Genomic DNA, 16392 nt, shown 5'->3' on the forward strand with positions numbered 1-16392 from the left:
TCTGTCACTGCTTCTTTGCTTCATTCCAAAACACATCCATTTCGGCCAAGGTCATATCAGCTAAACTTCGGCCTGAATTTCTCGCTGCATTTTCCAGATACTGAAATCTTTTGATAAACTTCAGGTTTGTCCTTTCTAACGCTTCTTCGGGATTGATGTCTATAAACCGCGCATAATTTATTAGTGAAAACAACAAGTCCCCGAATTCACCGGTAGCCTTTTCCTTATCAATTTCCAATCCGTTGGCTGCATTGAATTCTTCTTTAAACTCCTGCATTTCTTCCTCTACCTTTTCCCAAACCTGGCTCTTCTCTTCCCAATCAAAGCCTACTCCTCTTGCCTTCTCTTGAATCCGCATGGACTTGATTAAAGCAGGAAGAGATTTTGGAACTCCACCTAAAACCGACGTATTCCCCTTTTCCTTCAGTTTAATTTTCTCCCAATTCTGTTTTACCGCCTCTTCATCATCGGCTTTGGTATCTCCATAAATATGTGGATGCCTTCTGATCAATTTTTCGCACAGGGCATCAATTAAGGTCTTGATATCAAAATTTCCTTCCTCAGACCCTATTTTGGCATAGAAAACAATATGTAACAAAATGTCTCCGAGTTCTTTTTTGATCTCATCCGGGTTTCCCTCCAAAATGGCATCCGATAATTCAAAGGTTTCCTCAATGGTTAAATGACGTAGACTCTCCGTAGTTTGCTTTTTATCCCAAGGACATTGGGCACGAAGGTCATCCATGATGGTCAATAATCTATCAAAAGCAGCCAATTGTTGGGCTCTGGTACTCAATTTTGTCATTCGGAAGGAAACTAAGCTAGAATTGTGGACGTTTTCGAAGTAAAGCTTTAAATTTGCGCAAATTTATCCGTTATGGCAACTGTATATCTAACTCTGGGCTTTGTGGCGTTGTTCTTCATTTTGATGTCAGTAAGGCTGATTTTCTTAAAGAACGGTGAGTTCAAAGGCACCTGTGCTTCACAAAACCCTTATTTGAATAAAGATGGCGAAACCTGCAGCTATTGTGGGAAAACTGTGGATGCGAACAGCAGCTGTGGAAATCCTGACAATGAAGTGGACAAAGTATTGGCCAAATTCAAATAATTATTCAATCTGAGCCTAAGCTTAGAAAATTTCCATTTTTCACACATAAAATTACCATACGTGTCGCTAATAAAATCTATCTCTGGAATCAGAGGTACTATTGGAGGAAAAGCTGGCGAGGGTCTAACCCCTGTCGATGTTGTTAAATTCACTTCTGCATACGGAGCCTGGGTATTGGAAAATACCGGCAACCCCAAAATTGTGATTGGTCGAGATGCAAGAATTTCTGGCGAAATGGTTTCCAAATTGGTATCAGCCACACTTCAAGGCATGGGAATTCATGTTATTGATCTAGGCTTAAGTACCACCCCAACTGTGGAGTTTGCGGTTCCTTTGGAAAAAGCTGGAGGAGGAATTATCCTAACAGCCAGCCATAACCCTATCCAATGGAATGCATTGAAATTATTAAATTCTAAGGGTGAATTTATTTCAGATTCAGAAGGAAAAGATATTCTTGCAAAAGCAGAAAAAGAGGATTTCTCATTTGCCGAAGTAAAGAAACTGGGAGACTACACGCTGATTGAAGATTATATAGATAGACATATTCAGCATGTATTGGATTTAGAGCTAGTTGATCGAGAGGCAATTGCTGACCGAAAATTCAAAATTGTGGTAGATGCGGTTAACTCTACAGGAGGAATTGCTATCCCAAAATTGCTAAAGGCATTGGGAGTTTCTGAAATCGAAGAAATGTTTTGTACGCCTGACGGACATTTCCCCCACAACCCAGAGCCACTTCCTGAAAACCTTAGAGATATTTCACAAAAACTGGAGAAGGGAAGTTTCGATCTCGGTATTGTAGTAGATCCTGACGTGGATAGATTAGCTTTTATCAATGAAGATGGTTCTCCATTCGGAGAAGAATATACTTTAGTAGCAGTCGCAGATTACATTCTTTCCAAAACCAAAGGCAATACCGTATCCAACTTAAGTTCCACTCGAGCACTTCGAGATGTAACCGAAAAGCATGGTGGAATTTATACTGCTGCTGCCGTAGGTGAGGTAAATGTAGTCAACCAAATGAAAGCCGTAGAGGCTGTAATTGGAGGAGAAGGAAATGGAGGAATCATTTATCCTGCTTCTCATTACGGAAGAGACGCATTAGTTGGAGTTGGACTATTCTTAACCCATCTGGCAAATTTTGGAAAATCAATTTCCAGATTAAGGGCCACTTACCCTAACTATTTTATCTCTAAAAACAAGATCGAGCTTACTCCAGAAATCGATGTAGATAAAATTCTAATCGAGATAAAGGAAAAGTATAAGAAGCAACCGATCAACGATATCGACGGGGTAAAAATAGAATTTGACAAGGAATGGGTACATTTGCGAAAATCAAATACCGAACCGATCATCAGAATTTATTCTGAGTCTGAGTCCGAGGCCACTGCAGAGCACTTGGCAAAAAAAATCATGCAGGATATCAAGGAAATTGTAAGTGAATCCCTTCTTTGAGAGATTCCTAGATAGTCTATAACCCAAGTATATTGAAGATGAAAGTTTATTTAGATAATGCTGCAACCACAGCAATGGATGATCGAGTGATCGAAGCGATGCTTCCGTTCATGAAATCCCATTATGGAAATCCTTCATCGGTCCATAGTCAAGGTAGAGAAGTACGAACAGCGATAGAAAGAGCAAGGAAAAAAGTAGCTGAATTACTAAATGCCACTCCATCGGAAATCTTCTTTACTTCTGGAGGCACAGAAGCTGACAATACAGCAATTGTTTGCGGAATAGAAAGTCATGGCATCAAACACGCAATCACTTCTCCTTTAGAGCATCATGCGGTACTTCATACCTTAGAAGTATGTGAGAAAAAAGGCTTGATCAAGCTAAGCATCCTGGATGTTAATGGAAAAGGTGAAATCGATCTATTTCAACTTGAGGAACTCCTTAAAGCCAATCCAAATTCATTGGTGTCATTGATGCATGCCAACAATGAGATTGGAAATCTTAATGACCTTGAAAAAATCGGAACCTTATGTAAGGAATATGGAGCATTTTTCCATTCTGACACCGTACAGACGATGGGACATTATACCCATAACCTAAAAGAACTACCGATCAATTCATTGGTAGCTGGAGGTCATAAATTTCATGGCCCAAAAGGGTCAGGGTTCTTATATGTAAATAAGGACAAAAAAATCCATCCTTTTATTCATGGTGGAGCTCAGGAAAGAAATATGAGAGGGGGAACTGAAAATGTCATTGGGATCATTGGAATCACCAAAGCCCTTGAATTGGCCTATGAAGAAATGGAAAGTCATCAACAACATGTTGGGGCGATCAAACAACATTTTATCAAGAGCTTAACTGAAGCGATCCCCGATGTTCAATTTAATGGACTTTCCGCAGAGATGGATAAATCTTTATATACGGTATTGAATGTGAGCCTTCCTCCATCTGAAGCCAATAGAGGGATGTTATTATTCAACCTAGATTTAGAGGGGATTTCAGCTTCTGGAGGTTCCGCATGTAGCTCCGGAGCTACTGTTGGCTCCCATGTATTGAGAGCTTTAAATCATAAGCCTGAACGCGATGCCGTTAGATTCTCCTTTAGTAGGTTTAATACCATAGAGGAGGTTGATTACACTATCTCTAAATTAAAAGAATTATACACCGTAGAGGTTTAATAAAAATGCCCCCAATAAGTGTCTAACTTTTTGGGGGCACATCAAAAAGCTCCTTTTTTTATTGCTGCTCCGTCATTAAAACAGGAGGCTTATACCCTATGGCATATGGGGTCCAAATTTCGTAGATAGGATTTCCGGTAGAACTCTTCCCGGAATGGTGCCACTCGCCATCTATTACTTCATAATCGAATCCTAAATTTGCTCCTACTCTGCTATCATCTCTTGAAAAGAAAGTGATACTTTCTACATATTTTCCATTTTCTGCGGTATAGGTTCCACCACCTGATCCTGAAAATTCCTTCGTTTCTGAATTAAATGCAACCCACTGGAATCTTCCTCCACCTAGAATCTTGATGGTTCTTCTAGCACCTGGAGTAGATCTTGAAATCTCACCATCTCTTTTCCTTCCGGTGATCACCCAATTACCAGTCAAATCATCCACTCTTTCAGGCAATTTCTCCCAGATTTCTACCAGCATTCTTCCATTTATTTCTGAAGAGATCACCATTTTACCATTGGTCAAGTCTAACTGATATTTATTGGTAGTTCCTACTTGAAATGGATCCAAAGTAAAAAAGTCAAGTGTTTCATAATACATCCCATCCTCGAACCTATATGGACCTCCTCCTGCACTTATGAAATGATTATCGGCCACCTTTTTCGCCCCAAAGGCAAAGTAATTGTCCTGGTAGATTTTCACATATTCCTCATCTGTAACCTCAGTTCCATTTTGGTGAGTAAGCTTCCAAGCACCATTTAAATCTTGGGCATTTACCCATCCGAAGAGTAATAACAACGGAAGGAAAACAAATTTTTTCATGGCTTTTAGGGTTTAAAAATTTCTTTATTCTGAAAATTCACTAAGAATTTGGACAAAACCAATCATTTCTATTTTAATTACCGAGTAATTTGATAGAATACTTATCAAAAGTTATGAAAAAATACACGCTAGGAACCTCAAAAGAATCCGTTATGAAAATGATTCCTGAAAGATCTGTTAAAAAGATCATTTTAGGAGACAAAAATATAACCTTAGTGAGAGTCGCTGCTGAGTTTTATGCATTTCAAGGATATTGCCCCCACAGGGGAGCTCCTTTGTATCAAGGTTCCTTAAATAACACGAATGAAATCATTTGTCCCTTGCACCAATACCGATTTGATATACGGTCCGGAGAGGTAAAAGCTGGGGCATGTCCTGACCTAGAAACCTTTCCTACTCAGTTGAAAGATCAGGGTCTAGAAATTTCTATACCTTAATGTAATTTGGACCCATTTGGAACAGGTTGATCGACGGTAGCCAACATAATTCCACCATCCTCTGCAGTAAAACCAGTAACCAATACTTCTGACATAAAATCGGCTATTTGTCTAGGCATAAAATTACAGACGCAGATCACTTGCTTTCCTATTAATTGGTCAGGCTGGTAATGATCCGTGATCTGAGCAGAAGATTTTTTTATACCAATTTCCTCTCCCAGGTCAATCCAAATTTTATAGGCGGGTTTCCGGGCTTTCTCAAAAATTTCTGCACGTATTATTGTCCCAATAATTAGTTGAATTTTGTCGAATTCTTTATAGTCAATCGTTTGCATAGACAAATTTTTTTATAATTTTAGGAACCTTTTGCAAATTCTGTAGTTAACCTAGTAAGAACACTATTTTAAAAATGTCCACAAAACCTTTATTTCCTTTTAAGAAAATCGGCTTTTTAGCATTAACCATTTTTGGATTATGCCTAATCGCAGGTGAATCTTTCGCCCAAAGCGAGCAGGAAAAGGTGGATTTGGAAAATGCAAAATCTTCGGATAGACCAATTTTAGAGGATCAGATTCAAAATTCTGAAAATATTTCTACTAAAATATTGTCTCCTAAGGTTATAACAAATTCTCCCAACAAAGTAGCTGTGAAAAGAGATTTACCAGCTGGGGGAGTAGACAAAGAAATCAAAAAAGAGGAATCTGTTCCATCCACTTTATCCTTTAATATATTCCTTTATATCGTGGATAAATTCAAAGCCGATTAATCTGAATTTAAAAGTTAATCCAAAGAGGCTTAAAAGCCTCTTTTTTTATGTTTAGGTAATTTACTTTTCAGAAATAAAATTCTCAAGGTCACTAAGCTTCAGCATCCCCTCATAATAAGCTCGTCCAAATACCGCAGCACCAAGTCCTAAATCTCTTAATCGTTTAAAGTCGTCAATATTCCTCACCCCTCCACTCGCAGCAATATTAAGATTAGGGAATTTTTTAACTAACTGGGCATACAGCTCAAAATTAGGACCTTGCATCACCCCATCTCTCGTCACATCAGAACACTTCAAGTATTTTAGACCTCTATCGTGAAAGAACTCAATATGATCATAAAGGTCAATCTCCGTCTTCTTTAACCAGCCTTTAATTTTAATTTTTAAATCTTCCGGATTAGTATCTGCTGCTAGATTGATTTTTTCCCGACCATAGGATAGGATGAATTGACTGAACCTTTCTGGGTAATTGGCTGCCGCAGAGGCAATCGTAACAGTCTTTGCTCCGAACTCAAAGCATTTGATCACATCTCCATCAGTGGAAATTCCTCCTGTAAAATCAACCTTTAGGTTTGTATAACCAGCTATGGCTTCCAAAATATGGTAATTTTTAGGCTCTCCTCTTCTAGCTCCATCCAAATCCACCAAATGAAGGCGCTCAATACCGATAGACTCAAAGTCCTGTGCGATTTCGAGAGGATTATTGGAAATAGCCTCTTCAGTAGAAAAATCGCCCCTTTTTAAGCGGACGCATTTGCCATTAATTAGCCAAATCGATGGAATTATTTCAAACATGAGTTAAAATTAAAAGAGTATAGTTCGAATTCTAGTCGGAAACTTTTCCATAAAGATAATACAGAAGTACCAATCCTATCCTTCGAACTTTGAAATCTAGTGAAAATTCAAACGTATTTTACCCAAATTGGTATAAATACTAAGACTATTGGATTTTTAAACGGGCAATACGACCGTTGGATCCTGAAGCCCATATGGTTCCTTCCGTATGCCCAAGCTTCACAGCATGAAAGCCTTCAGATGAAAAGTTTTCCCAGCTGGTCCCACCATCTTTAGAGAAATCAGAACCTGTTGGTCCGACAGCTATTAACCAATGGTATTTTGGAAAATACACCACACCTGATCTATACCCCTTTGGAGCAGCTTTTGGTAGTTTCCATTCTTCTTCACTCAGGTTGAAAGTAGCGGCTACTGAACTAGTATCTTCCATGTTGAGATAATCTCCACCCACTAAAAAAACTCCACCATTTCCGAGATTGGTAAGGGAGAAAATTCCTTTGCTTGCTTCACCTTGCATTAAAGGAGAATTCCACTGCTTCCATGTAGTTCCTTGATCCGGAGAAAAGTGTAGGTTTGCTTCAGTACCACCACTACCTAGCCAAAGGTTTTCGCCATCCGATATCAAAGAAGAAGCACTTGCTGCAAATCCTGCCTCTCCTTCTTTTGCAGAAGGTAAATTAAGAAGGGAATACCATGATTCCCCTTGGTTGGCAGATTGTAAGATCATCCATTTGCCATCGATAGGATCTCCAAAAACATATCCCTGGTCAGGACCTGAAAAAGAAATCCCATCCAAAAAAGCGGCTTCCACTTCTTGGTGTTTCAATTCCCAAGTTTTTCCTCCATCAATAGTCTTATAAATCACAGCAGGTTGGCCTGCAGAAACTACTACAGCCTGCTCAGCATCAAAGGCATGAATGGATCTAAAATCTACAGTATCGAGTTCGGAAATTACGCCGTGATCCCAAGTAGCTCCTCCATCAAGGGTTCGTAACCAAGTGCCTCCGCTTCCAGATGCCCAGGCTATTTCATTCGTAACAGGTGAAAGCCCCCTTAAGGAGGCTTTCACAGGTACTTCAAATATTTCCCACCCAAAGGGTTTTTCAGGGACTTTTATTTCACTTGTCTGGCAGGAAAATAAAATTCCCAAAGACAATATGGATAAGATTTTTCGCATAGGCGAAATTAAGATATATCTACTTTTCTGTACGCTTCAATTAATGCTCTTTCTCCCTCAACCCCTGGATTTGCATTTCCGTGTTCCATGCCACAGATACCCGTAAATCCTTTCTCGTGGATAAACTTAAATACATTGCCATAATTTATTTCACCGGTTCCAGGTTCTTTTCTACCTGGATTATCTCCAATTTGGATATAGGCAATTTCATCCCATGTTTTCTGCATGGTAGCAATAAGATTCCCCTCGTTTCGCTGCATATGATAGATGTCATAAAGAATCTTACAAGCTGGACTATCCACTGCCTTACAAATCATATAAGATTGGTCAGCATGCCTTAAAAACAAGTCCGGATTATCACTCAAGGGCTCCATGACCATGACCAAACCATGCGGTTCAAATATTTCTGCAGCTCGCTTATACGCCTCAATCACATTTCCGGTTTGCACTCCTATTGGTAAGTTTCTTTCGAAATATCCAGGTACTACAGTCATCCATTTCGCATTTACCCGCTTGGCGACTTCCACTGATTTTCTACAGGTATCAAGGAAATGATCCATGAACTCTTGTTTTCCAGAAGTCAATGAAACTTTCCAATTATCTCCTCCATCAACCACAAACACGCCCATACGCATATCCAATGATTCCATCGTTTTTGCGATCAATGTCTGATCCTCAATAGATCTTCCTAGCATCCCATTATCTTCCAATGATCTGAATCCTTGGTCTGCCATAAATTTGAGTTGATCAACAAATCCACCTGGAGCTGAATTTCGGAACATTCCAAAATGCGGTGCAAAATCCATTTTAAATGTTGGCTCTGCTTTGGCAGAATTACTTGCAAAAGAAGGCAATACAGCTCCAGAAGCCAACGTCAATGCGGAACTACTTAGTCCTAGGTTTTTTAAAAACTTTCTTCTCTGCATGTTTAGACCGTTTTAGTTTTACCAGGAATAGCATGTGGATAGAATCCATCTGCATTAGGTACCAACTTAGGAGTTGCATCCCAAGCCAAGGTATCTGGGAATAGGTTAATATCTGAATTGATCGCCTCTTCCATTGTGATCACTTTGCCAGAATAGGTCGCATATCTACCCAGAATAGATGTCATCGTACTTCTTGCTCCATTTTCAGCATCAGCAAATTTGTATTCCCCATTGACGATAGCCGCCCATAGCTCATTATGCTCTTGTTGATATGGATTGATATTGTTCTCACGATCATGCTCGTACAATTTCTTACCAGTATAATCGGTCAATACACCATGGTTACCAGCACTTAGATACGCGGTCCCTTTTGTTCCTTGGAAGGTTTCGTCCACGCGGTTAGCTGCACCTGGGAAATGACGACACTCACTGTGAATTACCGTTCCATCTTCGTAAGTAAATTGTACCGTATGATGGTCAAAAATTTCACCAAATTCTTTTCCAGTTCTTACCATTCTACCACCGGTACCTTCTGCTTTGACAGGATACCCCTTCTTCACCCAGTTTGCCACATCAATATTATGAACATGTTGCTCAGTGATATGATCTCCGCATAACCAGTTGAAATAATACCAGTTTCTCATTTGGTATTCCATTTCAGTTTGCTCTGGCTTCCGAGGTCTAACCCATACACCCCCATCATTCCAATACACTTGTCCACCAATGATATCACCGATCTCACCTGCATGGATCTTTGCTATGGTCTTTCTATAATTATCCTGGTAGTGCCTTTGAAGACCTACTACTACATTCAATTTCTTGGCTTTTGCTTCTTCCGCTGCCTTCAATACTTTACGAATCCCTACTGCATCCGTAGCAACAGGCTTCTCCATGAAAATCTGCTTTCCTTGCTTCACAGCTTCCGTAAAATGGTCTGGTCTAAACCCCGGAGGTGTTGCTAGAATTACCACATCAGCTTCTGCAATTGCATGTTTGTAAGCATCAAAACCAACAAACTTTCTATCTTCAGGAACATCTACTTTTTCAGCACCATACTTGTCTAAAATTGGCTTTAAACTTCCATCTAATCTATCTCGGAATGCATCGGCCATCGCTACCAATTTGATAGGATGCCCAGTTTCCATTGCCTGGAAAACGGCTCCGGTTCCTCTTCCTCCACAACCGATCAACGCAAGTTTAAGATGAGTCTCAGGGGCAGCATAAGCTCCCGGAACAATGAAAGAATTTGCAGCAAGTACTCCACCTGTGGCTATTGCTGAAGTTTTAATAAAGTCTCTTCTTGTGTTTTTCATAGTATTGTCATTTCAGGGTTTAATAGTCCGCAATAGGAGCTGCGGTATAGTATGCATTAATTTCTTCAGGGCTAGGTGGATTAAGTGGTCTAACCAATCTTAATCCAATAAATGGCGCTTCTGGGAACCACCATTGACTTTTTGGGATTTGAGGATCTAATTGTTTCCATTTTGGATCATTTACAAATCTTTTGGCAGAACTGACTTCTTCAGCTGGAGTTTTAAAACTTCCTCCTCTTACAATTCGAGGATAAAGTTCATCCGAAGGATTCACTGGATTTTTTGAAGGGGAGTTTTTGTAGAATTCAGGATCATATTGATCAGCAGTCCATTCTAAAACATTCCCATAAATATCATAAAGTCCCCATGGGTTAGGTTTCTTTTGGCCTATCAATTGGGTCATTCCATCACTATTCTCTTTGGTCCAAGCATATTCTTCCAATTTGGATGCATCCTCACCAAAGAAATATTTGCTGTCAGATCCTGCACGAGCAGCATATTCCCACTCTGCTTCGGTGGGTAGTCTATAAAATATACCCGTTTTCAAATAAAGCCAATGACAATATTGAATGGCTCCATATTGAGTCATTCCAATAGCAGGCTTATTTTCTTTACCCATTCCAAAGGTCATATCTAAATACGGGATACTAGGTCTCGTTAAACCATCTACGATTTCACCAATCGGTTCTTCTGATATAGCTAACTCATAATTCTTATCTAAAAACAATTCAAATGCATCCCAAGTGACTTCATGAGTTCCCATCCAAAAAGGGTCTAGTGTTACTTCATGTACAGGTTTTTCATCTGCATTGGAGCTTGTGGAAGACCCCATTTTGAAAGTCCCTCCCTCTATAGGTGTCATGTCAAATACAACAGGAGTTCCAGGGATTTTTTGACTGTAGGGTTCGAATAGTGGCTTTTCAATCATGTAAAATGCCAAAATACCGATCAACAAGACCGGAGCAAGTACTCTTTTCATTTTAAATAGTAATCGAAAGAAATTAAGAAGTAAATTAATCAGTAATTATGTAAATACATTCAATCTTTTGACGAAAGGAAAGAATAGGATACGATCCCCTTATCTTTTACTAAAAAAAGCAATTTATGATCGAAAATCTGACTATTCCTGATATCTCCTTTTTCAGAAATTCCAGAAACTATTTTGTCTAGATAAGTAAAATCACCTTTTCCATTTCCTAAAAAAACCATCGCATGGTTTGCGTCATACTTTCCATAACGCAGCTTAGTCTGATTCATATTGCCAGCAATGATCAGGTCTTTGTTACCATCCCCATTGATATCCGCAAAAGTGCTGGTGAATACAGGAGAAAACTGAACCTGGATAGGTAATTGATTTTCTACAAATTTACCAGAACTGCTTCTGACAAATAGGGTCGATTTCAATCGATTAATGTAGATTTGTTTCGCCCCCTCCCTTTCCTGGACTGTGAAAATATCATCTGTTTTTACAGAGGCAAATGATTTAAAGTCCAGATATCTCTTTTTCAAAAAATTAACCTGCCCCAATAATTCATCTCGACTAATGGTAGGATATCGTTCTGATCCAATATAGGAACTCAATAGAGCATCGATGGAACCATTTCCATCAAAATCCTTGTAAAGGAGCTCCGCCGGTTCTTGGTCAGAAACTTTCAATTGGGAATTCAATCCAAGGTTCCCCGCAAAAATATCCATCTGGCCATCCCCATTAAAATCATCAATGGTTAAGTTATTCCAAAAACCAACTTCTTGTTGATCAAAGAAATCTGAAGTTTTGTCAGAGATTGTAGCTGACTGAATTCCAAAAACTTTTATTGGCATTGCTTCTCCCACAACCACCAATTCAATGAAGCCATCTTGATCCAAGTCCGCCACTTCTGCATCAGTCACCATCCCCAATTCCATGAATTCAGGAGCCATACCAGAAGTTTGATTCGAAAACATGCCACTTCCATCATTGATTAATAGTTTAGATCCAGGAGATAAAGGATATTGACCTGGAACAACCCTGCCGCCTACAAACAAATCCAAGGCTTGATCTTGATTGAAGTCAAATGCGACTACCGTGCCTGTTGCAAAGTTATCATCAGGCAAAGCATTGGGTGAAAGGGTGAACTTACCTTTCCCATCATTGAGGTATAAACGGTCAGCTAATCGAGAGTCGGATTCTGTAAAATCGAATACTCCTCCGCTACTTACATACAAATCCAAAAACCCATCTCCGTTCGCATCAAATGCAATCGCATCAGAATCTTCAGAATCTCTTGCAGTTACAAATGCAGAGGAATCGACTTTGTTAAAGCTTCCTGATTGACTTTGGAAATAGAGCCTTGCACTAATTCCAACTCCACCACCTACGAAAAGGTCCTCTAGTCCATCTCCATTGAAATCCTGTGCTACAAAAGCTTTCCCATTACCTGAAATCTGATTGGTTAAAAGTGGCTGCCTCTTAAAATCATTGATTTGTTTTCCTTGAGGAATTTCAAAAGTATTCGAAGCTTTAAAAATACTAGCAGGAGTAGAAGTACTTGAATTGGAAGACTTTCCACTCTCAGATTGGTTGAGGACTAATTGCTGATTTGCCTGTACATTGATTTCAGTTGACTCCCTTCCATCTGGCCAGGTAACTACTAGATAATCTACTTTAGAAACATTCCCTAAACCGAAATGCAAGATCGGGCTTACAGAGGATTGAAAGCCTCGGTGAATGTTTTGTTCCAGAAACTGTGTTTTTCCTTGACTATAGAGTTTAACCGAAGCACCCAATGCAAGAGAGTTTTGATCATCCCCAACTAGCTTCACTTGAAGGTAATTTGTCTGGTCTTTTTCAACAGAGAGGTTTTGGTAAACAAAAGCTTTCGAGTTGATATTATTTACGATTAAATCTAAATCACCATCATTATCCAGGTCAGCATAGGCTACTCCATTACTATTAGCAGGTTGATTTAGCCCCCATTCTTGGGTGACATTTTCAAAAGTTAGATTTCTGTTATTTCTGTAAATGTAATTTGTCAAATTGGAGGAAGGCATATTCTTTACCATATTCAACAAATCCTCTCTTTTCAACTTACCGCCTGAAGTCTGAACGTAATTGTCCATGTACTTTAAGAAATCCATATTATTGTAATCTCTCAAGTACCCGTTACTTACAAATAGATCTTTCCACCCATCATTATCGAAATCAGCAAACAAACTGGCCCAACTCCAATCAGTATTAGATATTCCCGCCACTTGACCAATTTCGTAAAAAGTGCCATCACCATTATTCACATGCAGCATATTACGCATGTATTGATGGTGAAATCCTTTTCTCACATTCAAGTCAAAAACTTCATAATTATCAGGAGCCAACAATAATTTTTGACGTGTATTTTCTTCTGGCATCATATCCAAAGTCATGACATCTACTAATCCATCGTTATTAATATCAGCGATATCATTCCCCATGGAAAAGTTGGAAACATGATCCATCATTTCCAGAATTTGATCTTTAAATGTCCCGTCCTTTTGATTGATATATAAGTAATCCGGAATGGTATAATCATTCCCAATGTAAATGTCTGGCCAGCCATCTCTATTAATGTCTGATATGGCAAGTCCAAGGCCATAAGATAAACTGGAACTTGAAATACCAGCTTTCTCTGTGATTTCTAGGAACTTTCCATTCTGATTTTCAAAAAGCTGAGGTCCTGCTTCATGCTTTTGCTTTAAAGCGGTTTTGGTCACAGAAATGTCGAGGATCTGAGTTGATTTCGTATTGTGATTTAATAAGAATAGGTCTAAGTCCCCATCTCGGTCAAAATCGAAAAAGCTTGCTGAAGTACTAGGAGAACCAGATGCAATTCCATATTCCTCAGCCATTTCTTTAAAAATAGGAATCCCATTTTCGTCGTTTCCCTGATTGACAAATAATTGATTTTTCCGTTTATCGGGCCTCAAATTGCCCGAATAACAGAGATAAATATCCAACTGTTTATCTCCATTGATATCCACAAAAGTGACCCCTGTCTTCCAGGGTCCTGGTCTTCCTTCCGTTCCAGAAATTTTTGAGATTTCCTGAAATTTAAACCCTCCTTTATTCAGGTAGAGTTGATTTCCCGAAACATTGGCGGAGAAGTAAATGTCTTCGAACCCATCTCCATTCAAATCTCCTACAGCAACTCCACCTCCATTGTAGAGGTATTCGTACATCAGGACATTGAGATTAAGAGATTCATTCAGGGTATTTTGAAAATTAATCCCTGAATCGGCTGAATTTATTAGTTTAAAAAGAGGGGGTGCAGTTGGTTCTTCTAATTGCTCGACTTCTGAATTATTGGAACAAGAAAAAAAAATGGATAGGGATATTAGGGTAAGATAGGGAACTAATTTTTTCATGAGTTAATAGCTGTCTTTCAGAGGCCATATTTGCCTGACGGCATAAAGTTAGAATCTTGCAAAAAATAGTTGATATCCAATTACGCATAATTGTCTTTATGCTTGATTTCAAAACCAAATTAAAGAACCAAGCCACCTAAAAAAGGTGGCTTGGAATTTTTGAAACTTATTCGAATCCTGGATTTTGTACCAGAAGTGTGTTTCTGTTTAATTCATCCCTTAGAATTGGGATATAATACATTTTATCTAACCAAGTTCTGTTTTCTTTTCCTGGATCGATAGGAACTACCTTGTAAACGTAGTTATAGATTTCAGGATCATATCTATACAAGGAGTTGGTCACTCCAGGTTTCAATGTACCTGTAATACTAATCGTGTTCGCTTTTCTTCCCAAAGTCTCTTCTGCAATCATCCAACGACGTGCATCATGATATCTTTGTTCTTCATAAGCCATTTCGATTCTACGTTCGTTTCTGTAATCCTCCATTAACTGTTCACCACTAGAGGTTAAAGCAGGCTGACCTACTCTAAATCTGATCTGGTTCAACCAAGCTCTTGCTTCATCTTCCTGACCTAACTCCAAGGATGCTTCCACGTAATTCAATACAGCTTCAGTATATCTTAAGATTGGCCATGGAACTTCTTGCCAAGTGTTCTGATCTACAATCGCTGGATCTGGATCGATGAATTTTCTAACATAATAACCCGTGTAGCTACCGTTCCAGTCCTCAATTGGGCTGTTTCTAGTATCTAACCCGAAGTGGGTTACTTTATTACCAGATTCATCAGTAATTTCATAAGTACCTGTTTGGATTTGACCTAGTGGATCTCTCGCCTGATTTGCTGAAGATCTTGGTTTCCACTGAGCACCATCATACAAAATTGACGCATAGAAACGTGCATCACGATTTTCATATGGATTAGCAGCATGCTCTGGATTATCCCAGTCAAATTTAGTACCATCCATCATTTCATAATCGTCTACCAATAATTGTACAGGGCTATTTCCTGCCCAGTTATTATATCCATTTGGTCCATTGAATAGGCCTTGACGTCCACCGTTTTCCTGCTTTGCATTGATGAAGTATCTCGCCATGATCAATTCATTCTCTCCTCCATTTCTGGAAAGTGAATTATTGATATAGTTCTGTATACCTTCTTCATGGGAGACAGGCTCAGAAAGACCGTACAAATTACCAGAAGCTTTATCCAACACCGCTTTTGCAGCAGCTTGTGCTTGTTGCCATCTTTGAGTTCTATCTCCACTTGGATAAGCCAATAAATCTAAATCAGAATAACCTGCCAAAAGAGAAGATTTTGCAGATGCAGTAGGTCCATCATGTAGGTCACTAGCTGCATACAACAATACTCTAGATTTTAAGGCAAGAGCAGCTAATTCAGAAGCTCTACCTGCAGCCATTGACTTTCCAGCCAATAAAGAGGCAGCATCATCTAGGTCAGAAACGATGAAATTGATAGTTTCTTCCCAAGTATTACGAGGAGCTTCATAGGTTTCTTCACCTAATCCATATGGTCTATCCACAATAGGAACACCACCATAATATCTAGCCAATTGTTGATAATAGTAAGCTCTCATGAACTTAGCTTCTCCCAACAATCTGTCTACAATACCTCCGTCATTTGCAAACTGAGGTTCAGAAAGCTCCTCGATTGCAATATTTGCTCTTCTGATGTAGCTATACATGTTACCCCAGAAAATGGTATTGTTTACCCATCCGTCATCAGCTGAGTTAGTTCTAGCTTCTGTGATAGTAGTGATACCTCTACCTGGGTGGGTAAAGATGGCTTCATCTGTAAGAGAAGCAAGCATTTGCTCGTCGAAACCGCCATTTCCAAATCCTTGGTAAATACCTGTAACGAAAGCCTCTGCTAATGCAGGGTCAGTCCAAACAGCTGCTTGGGACACCTCCCCTAATGGATCAGTATTCAAGAAATCATTGTTACAGCTTGCAATTGTAAAAAGGGCTGCAACGAGTACGAATATATGTTTTATGTTTCTTTTCATTATTTCGGGTT

General features: G+C 39.2%; 15 protein-coding genes. 5 read left to right on the forward strand and 10 right to left on the reverse strand.

The window, feature by feature from the left end:
- Nucleotides 1-4: 4 nt before the first annotated feature.
- Nucleotides 5-805: a nucleoside triphosphate pyrophosphohydrolase gene (mazG, locus tag BUR11_RS13895; RefSeq protein ID WP_074225591.1), complete on the reverse strand. Its 801-nt coding sequence runs from the start codon at nt 803-805 to the stop codon at nt 5-7.
- Nucleotides 806-877: 72 nt separating this feature from the next.
- On the opposite strand from mazG, the gene BUR11_RS13900 reads away from it, so the two are divergent.
- From BUR11_RS13900 to BUR11_RS13910, 3 genes are read left to right on the forward strand one after another with little or no spacing between them, the layout of a single operon-like run.
- Entirely contained in the window at nt 878-1108 is a 231-nt protein-coding gene (locus tag BUR11_RS13900) for a hypothetical protein (RefSeq protein WP_074225592.1), read from the forward strand.
- Between the two features lie 60 nt (nt 1109-1168).
- Complete coding sequence (gene glmM, locus BUR11_RS13905; protein ID WP_074225593.1) at nt 1169-2563, forward strand: phosphoglucosamine mutase; 1395 nt, start codon at nt 1169-1171, stop codon at nt 2561-2563.
- A gap of 38 nt (nt 2564-2601) precedes the next feature.
- Nucleotides 2602-3744, forward strand: a complete 1143-nt coding sequence (locus BUR11_RS13910) for a cysteine desulfurase family protein (RefSeq protein ID WP_074225594.1) — start codon at nt 2602-2604, stop codon at nt 3742-3744.
- A 58-nt stretch (nt 3745-3802) separates the two neighbouring features.
- On the opposite strand, the gene BUR11_RS13915 is transcribed toward BUR11_RS13910, so the two are convergent.
- Nucleotides 3803-4564 (reverse strand): hypothetical protein, encoded by a 762-nt coding sequence (locus BUR11_RS13915; protein WP_074225595.1) that lies wholly within the window; start codon nt 4562-4564, stop codon nt 3803-3805.
- Nucleotides 4565-4677: 113 nt separating this feature from the next.
- On the opposite strand from BUR11_RS13915, the gene BUR11_RS13920 reads away from it, so the two are divergent.
- A complete protein-coding gene (locus BUR11_RS13920) occupies nt 4678-5001 on the forward strand; it encodes a Rieske (2Fe-2S) protein (protein WP_074225596.1) in 324 nt (107 codons plus the stop codon).
- On the opposite strand, the gene BUR11_RS13925 is transcribed toward BUR11_RS13920, so the two are convergent.
- A complete protein-coding gene (locus BUR11_RS13925; RefSeq protein WP_074225597.1) occupies nt 4998-5336 on the reverse strand; it encodes a tRNA-binding protein in 339 nt (112 codons plus the stop codon). The genes BUR11_RS13920 and BUR11_RS13925 overlap by 4 nt on opposite strands.
- 74 nt (nt 5337-5410) lie before the next feature.
- On the opposite strand from BUR11_RS13925, the gene BUR11_RS13930 reads away from it, so the two are divergent.
- Nucleotides 5411-5767, forward strand: coding sequence for a hypothetical protein (locus tag BUR11_RS13930; protein WP_074225598.1), 357 nt, complete (start codon nt 5411-5413; stop codon nt 5765-5767).
- Between the two features lie 60 nt (nt 5768-5827).
- Here the strand turns inward: BUR11_RS13930 and BUR11_RS13935 are convergent, their stop codons facing one another.
- The 7 genes from BUR11_RS13935 to BUR11_RS13965 form a co-directional block, all read right to left on the reverse strand.
- Nucleotides 5828-6562: a 1-(5-phosphoribosyl)-5-[(5-phosphoribosylamino)methylideneamino]imidazole-4-carboxamide isomerase gene (locus BUR11_RS13935; protein ID WP_074225599.1), complete on the reverse strand. Its 735-nt coding sequence runs from the start codon at nt 6560-6562 to the stop codon at nt 5828-5830.
- 145 nt (nt 6563-6707) lie between these two features.
- Nucleotides 6708-7739 carry a WD40/YVTN/BNR-like repeat-containing protein gene (locus BUR11_RS13940; RefSeq protein WP_074225600.1) on the reverse strand — a complete coding sequence of 344 codons (1032 nt, stop codon included), beginning with the start codon at nt 7737-7739 and terminating at the stop codon, nt 6708-6710.
- Between the two features lie 8 nt (nt 7740-7747).
- Nucleotides 7748-8665, reverse strand: coding sequence for a hydroxypyruvate isomerase family protein (locus BUR11_RS13945; protein ID WP_074225601.1), 918 nt, complete (start codon nt 8663-8665; stop codon nt 7748-7750).
- A gap of 2 nt (nt 8666-8667) precedes the next feature.
- Nucleotides 8668-9978 carry a Gfo/Idh/MocA family protein gene (locus BUR11_RS13950; protein ID WP_074225602.1) on the reverse strand — a complete coding sequence of 437 codons (1311 nt, stop codon included), beginning with the start codon at nt 9976-9978 and terminating at the stop codon, nt 8668-8670.
- Nucleotides 9979-9997: 19 nt separating this feature from the next.
- Nucleotides 9998-10957: a formylglycine-generating enzyme family protein gene (locus tag BUR11_RS13955; RefSeq protein WP_074225603.1), complete on the reverse strand. Its 960-nt coding sequence runs from the start codon at nt 10955-10957 to the stop codon at nt 9998-10000.
- 59 nt (nt 10958-11016) lie between these two features.
- Nucleotides 11017-14355 carry a VCBS repeat-containing protein gene (locus BUR11_RS13960; RefSeq protein WP_074225604.1) on the reverse strand — a complete coding sequence of 1113 codons (3339 nt, stop codon included), beginning with the start codon at nt 14353-14355 and terminating at the stop codon, nt 11017-11019.
- Nucleotides 14356-14521: 166 nt separating this feature from the next.
- Nucleotides 14522-16381: a RagB/SusD family nutrient uptake outer membrane protein gene (locus tag BUR11_RS13965; RefSeq protein ID WP_074225605.1), complete on the reverse strand. Its 1860-nt coding sequence runs from the start codon at nt 16379-16381 to the stop codon at nt 14522-14524.
- Between the last annotated feature and the right edge of the window lie 11 nt (nt 16382-16392).

Origin of the sequence: Algoriphagus halophilus (assembly GCF_900129785.1) — a bacterium.
In the GTDB taxonomy this organism is placed as follows: domain Bacteria; phylum Bacteroidota; class Bacteroidia; order Cytophagales; family Cyclobacteriaceae; genus Algoriphagus; species Algoriphagus halophilus.

What these genes read in the sequence shown, in the direction of transcription:
- BUR11_RS13930 (WP_074225598.1), top strand. Translation starts at nt 5,411, where the DNA reads ATGTCCACAAAACCTTTATTTCCTTTTAAGAAAATCGGCTTTTTAGCA.
- BUR11_RS13965 (WP_074225605.1), bottom strand. Translation starts at nt 16,381, where the DNA reads ATGAAAAGAAACATAAAACATATATTCGTACTCGTTGCAGCCCTTTTT.
- BUR11_RS13945 (WP_074225601.1), bottom strand. Translation starts at nt 8,665, where the DNA reads ATGCAGAGAAGAAAGTTTTTAAAAAACCTAGGACTAAGTAGTTCCGCA.
- mazG (WP_074225591.1), bottom strand. Translation starts at nt 805, where the DNA reads ATGACAAAATTGAGTACCAGAGCCCAACAATTGGCTGCTTTTGATAGA.
- BUR11_RS13935 (WP_074225599.1), bottom strand. Translation starts at nt 6,562, where the DNA reads ATGTTTGAAATAATTCCATCGATTTGGCTAATTAATGGCAAATGCGTC.
- BUR11_RS13960 (WP_074225604.1), bottom strand. Translation starts at nt 14,355, where the DNA reads ATGAAAAAATTAGTTCCCTATCTTACCCTAATATCCCTATCCATTTTT.
- BUR11_RS13900 (WP_074225592.1), top strand. Translation starts at nt 878, where the DNA reads ATGGCAACTGTATATCTAACTCTGGGCTTTGTGGCGTTGTTCTTCATT.
- BUR11_RS13910 (WP_074225594.1), top strand. Translation starts at nt 2,602, where the DNA reads ATGAAAGTTTATTTAGATAATGCTGCAACCACAGCAATGGATGATCGA.
- BUR11_RS13925 (WP_074225597.1), bottom strand. Translation starts at nt 5,336, where the DNA reads ATGCAAACGATTGACTATAAAGAATTCGACAAAATTCAACTAATTATT.
- BUR11_RS13940 (WP_074225600.1), bottom strand. Translation starts at nt 7,739, where the DNA reads ATGCGAAAAATCTTATCCATATTGTCTTTGGGAATTTTATTTTCCTGC.
- BUR11_RS13920 (WP_074225596.1), top strand. Translation starts at nt 4,678, where the DNA reads ATGAAAAAATACACGCTAGGAACCTCAAAAGAATCCGTTATGAAAATG.
- BUR11_RS13955 (WP_074225603.1), bottom strand. Translation starts at nt 10,957, where the DNA reads ATGAAAAGAGTACTTGCTCCGGTCTTGTTGATCGGTATTTTGGCATTT.
- BUR11_RS13915 (WP_074225595.1), bottom strand. Translation starts at nt 4,564, where the DNA reads ATGAAAAAATTTGTTTTCCTTCCGTTGTTATTACTCTTCGGATGGGTA.
- BUR11_RS13950 (WP_074225602.1), bottom strand. Translation starts at nt 9,978, where the DNA reads ATGAAAAACACAAGAAGAGACTTTATTAAAACTTCAGCAATAGCCACA.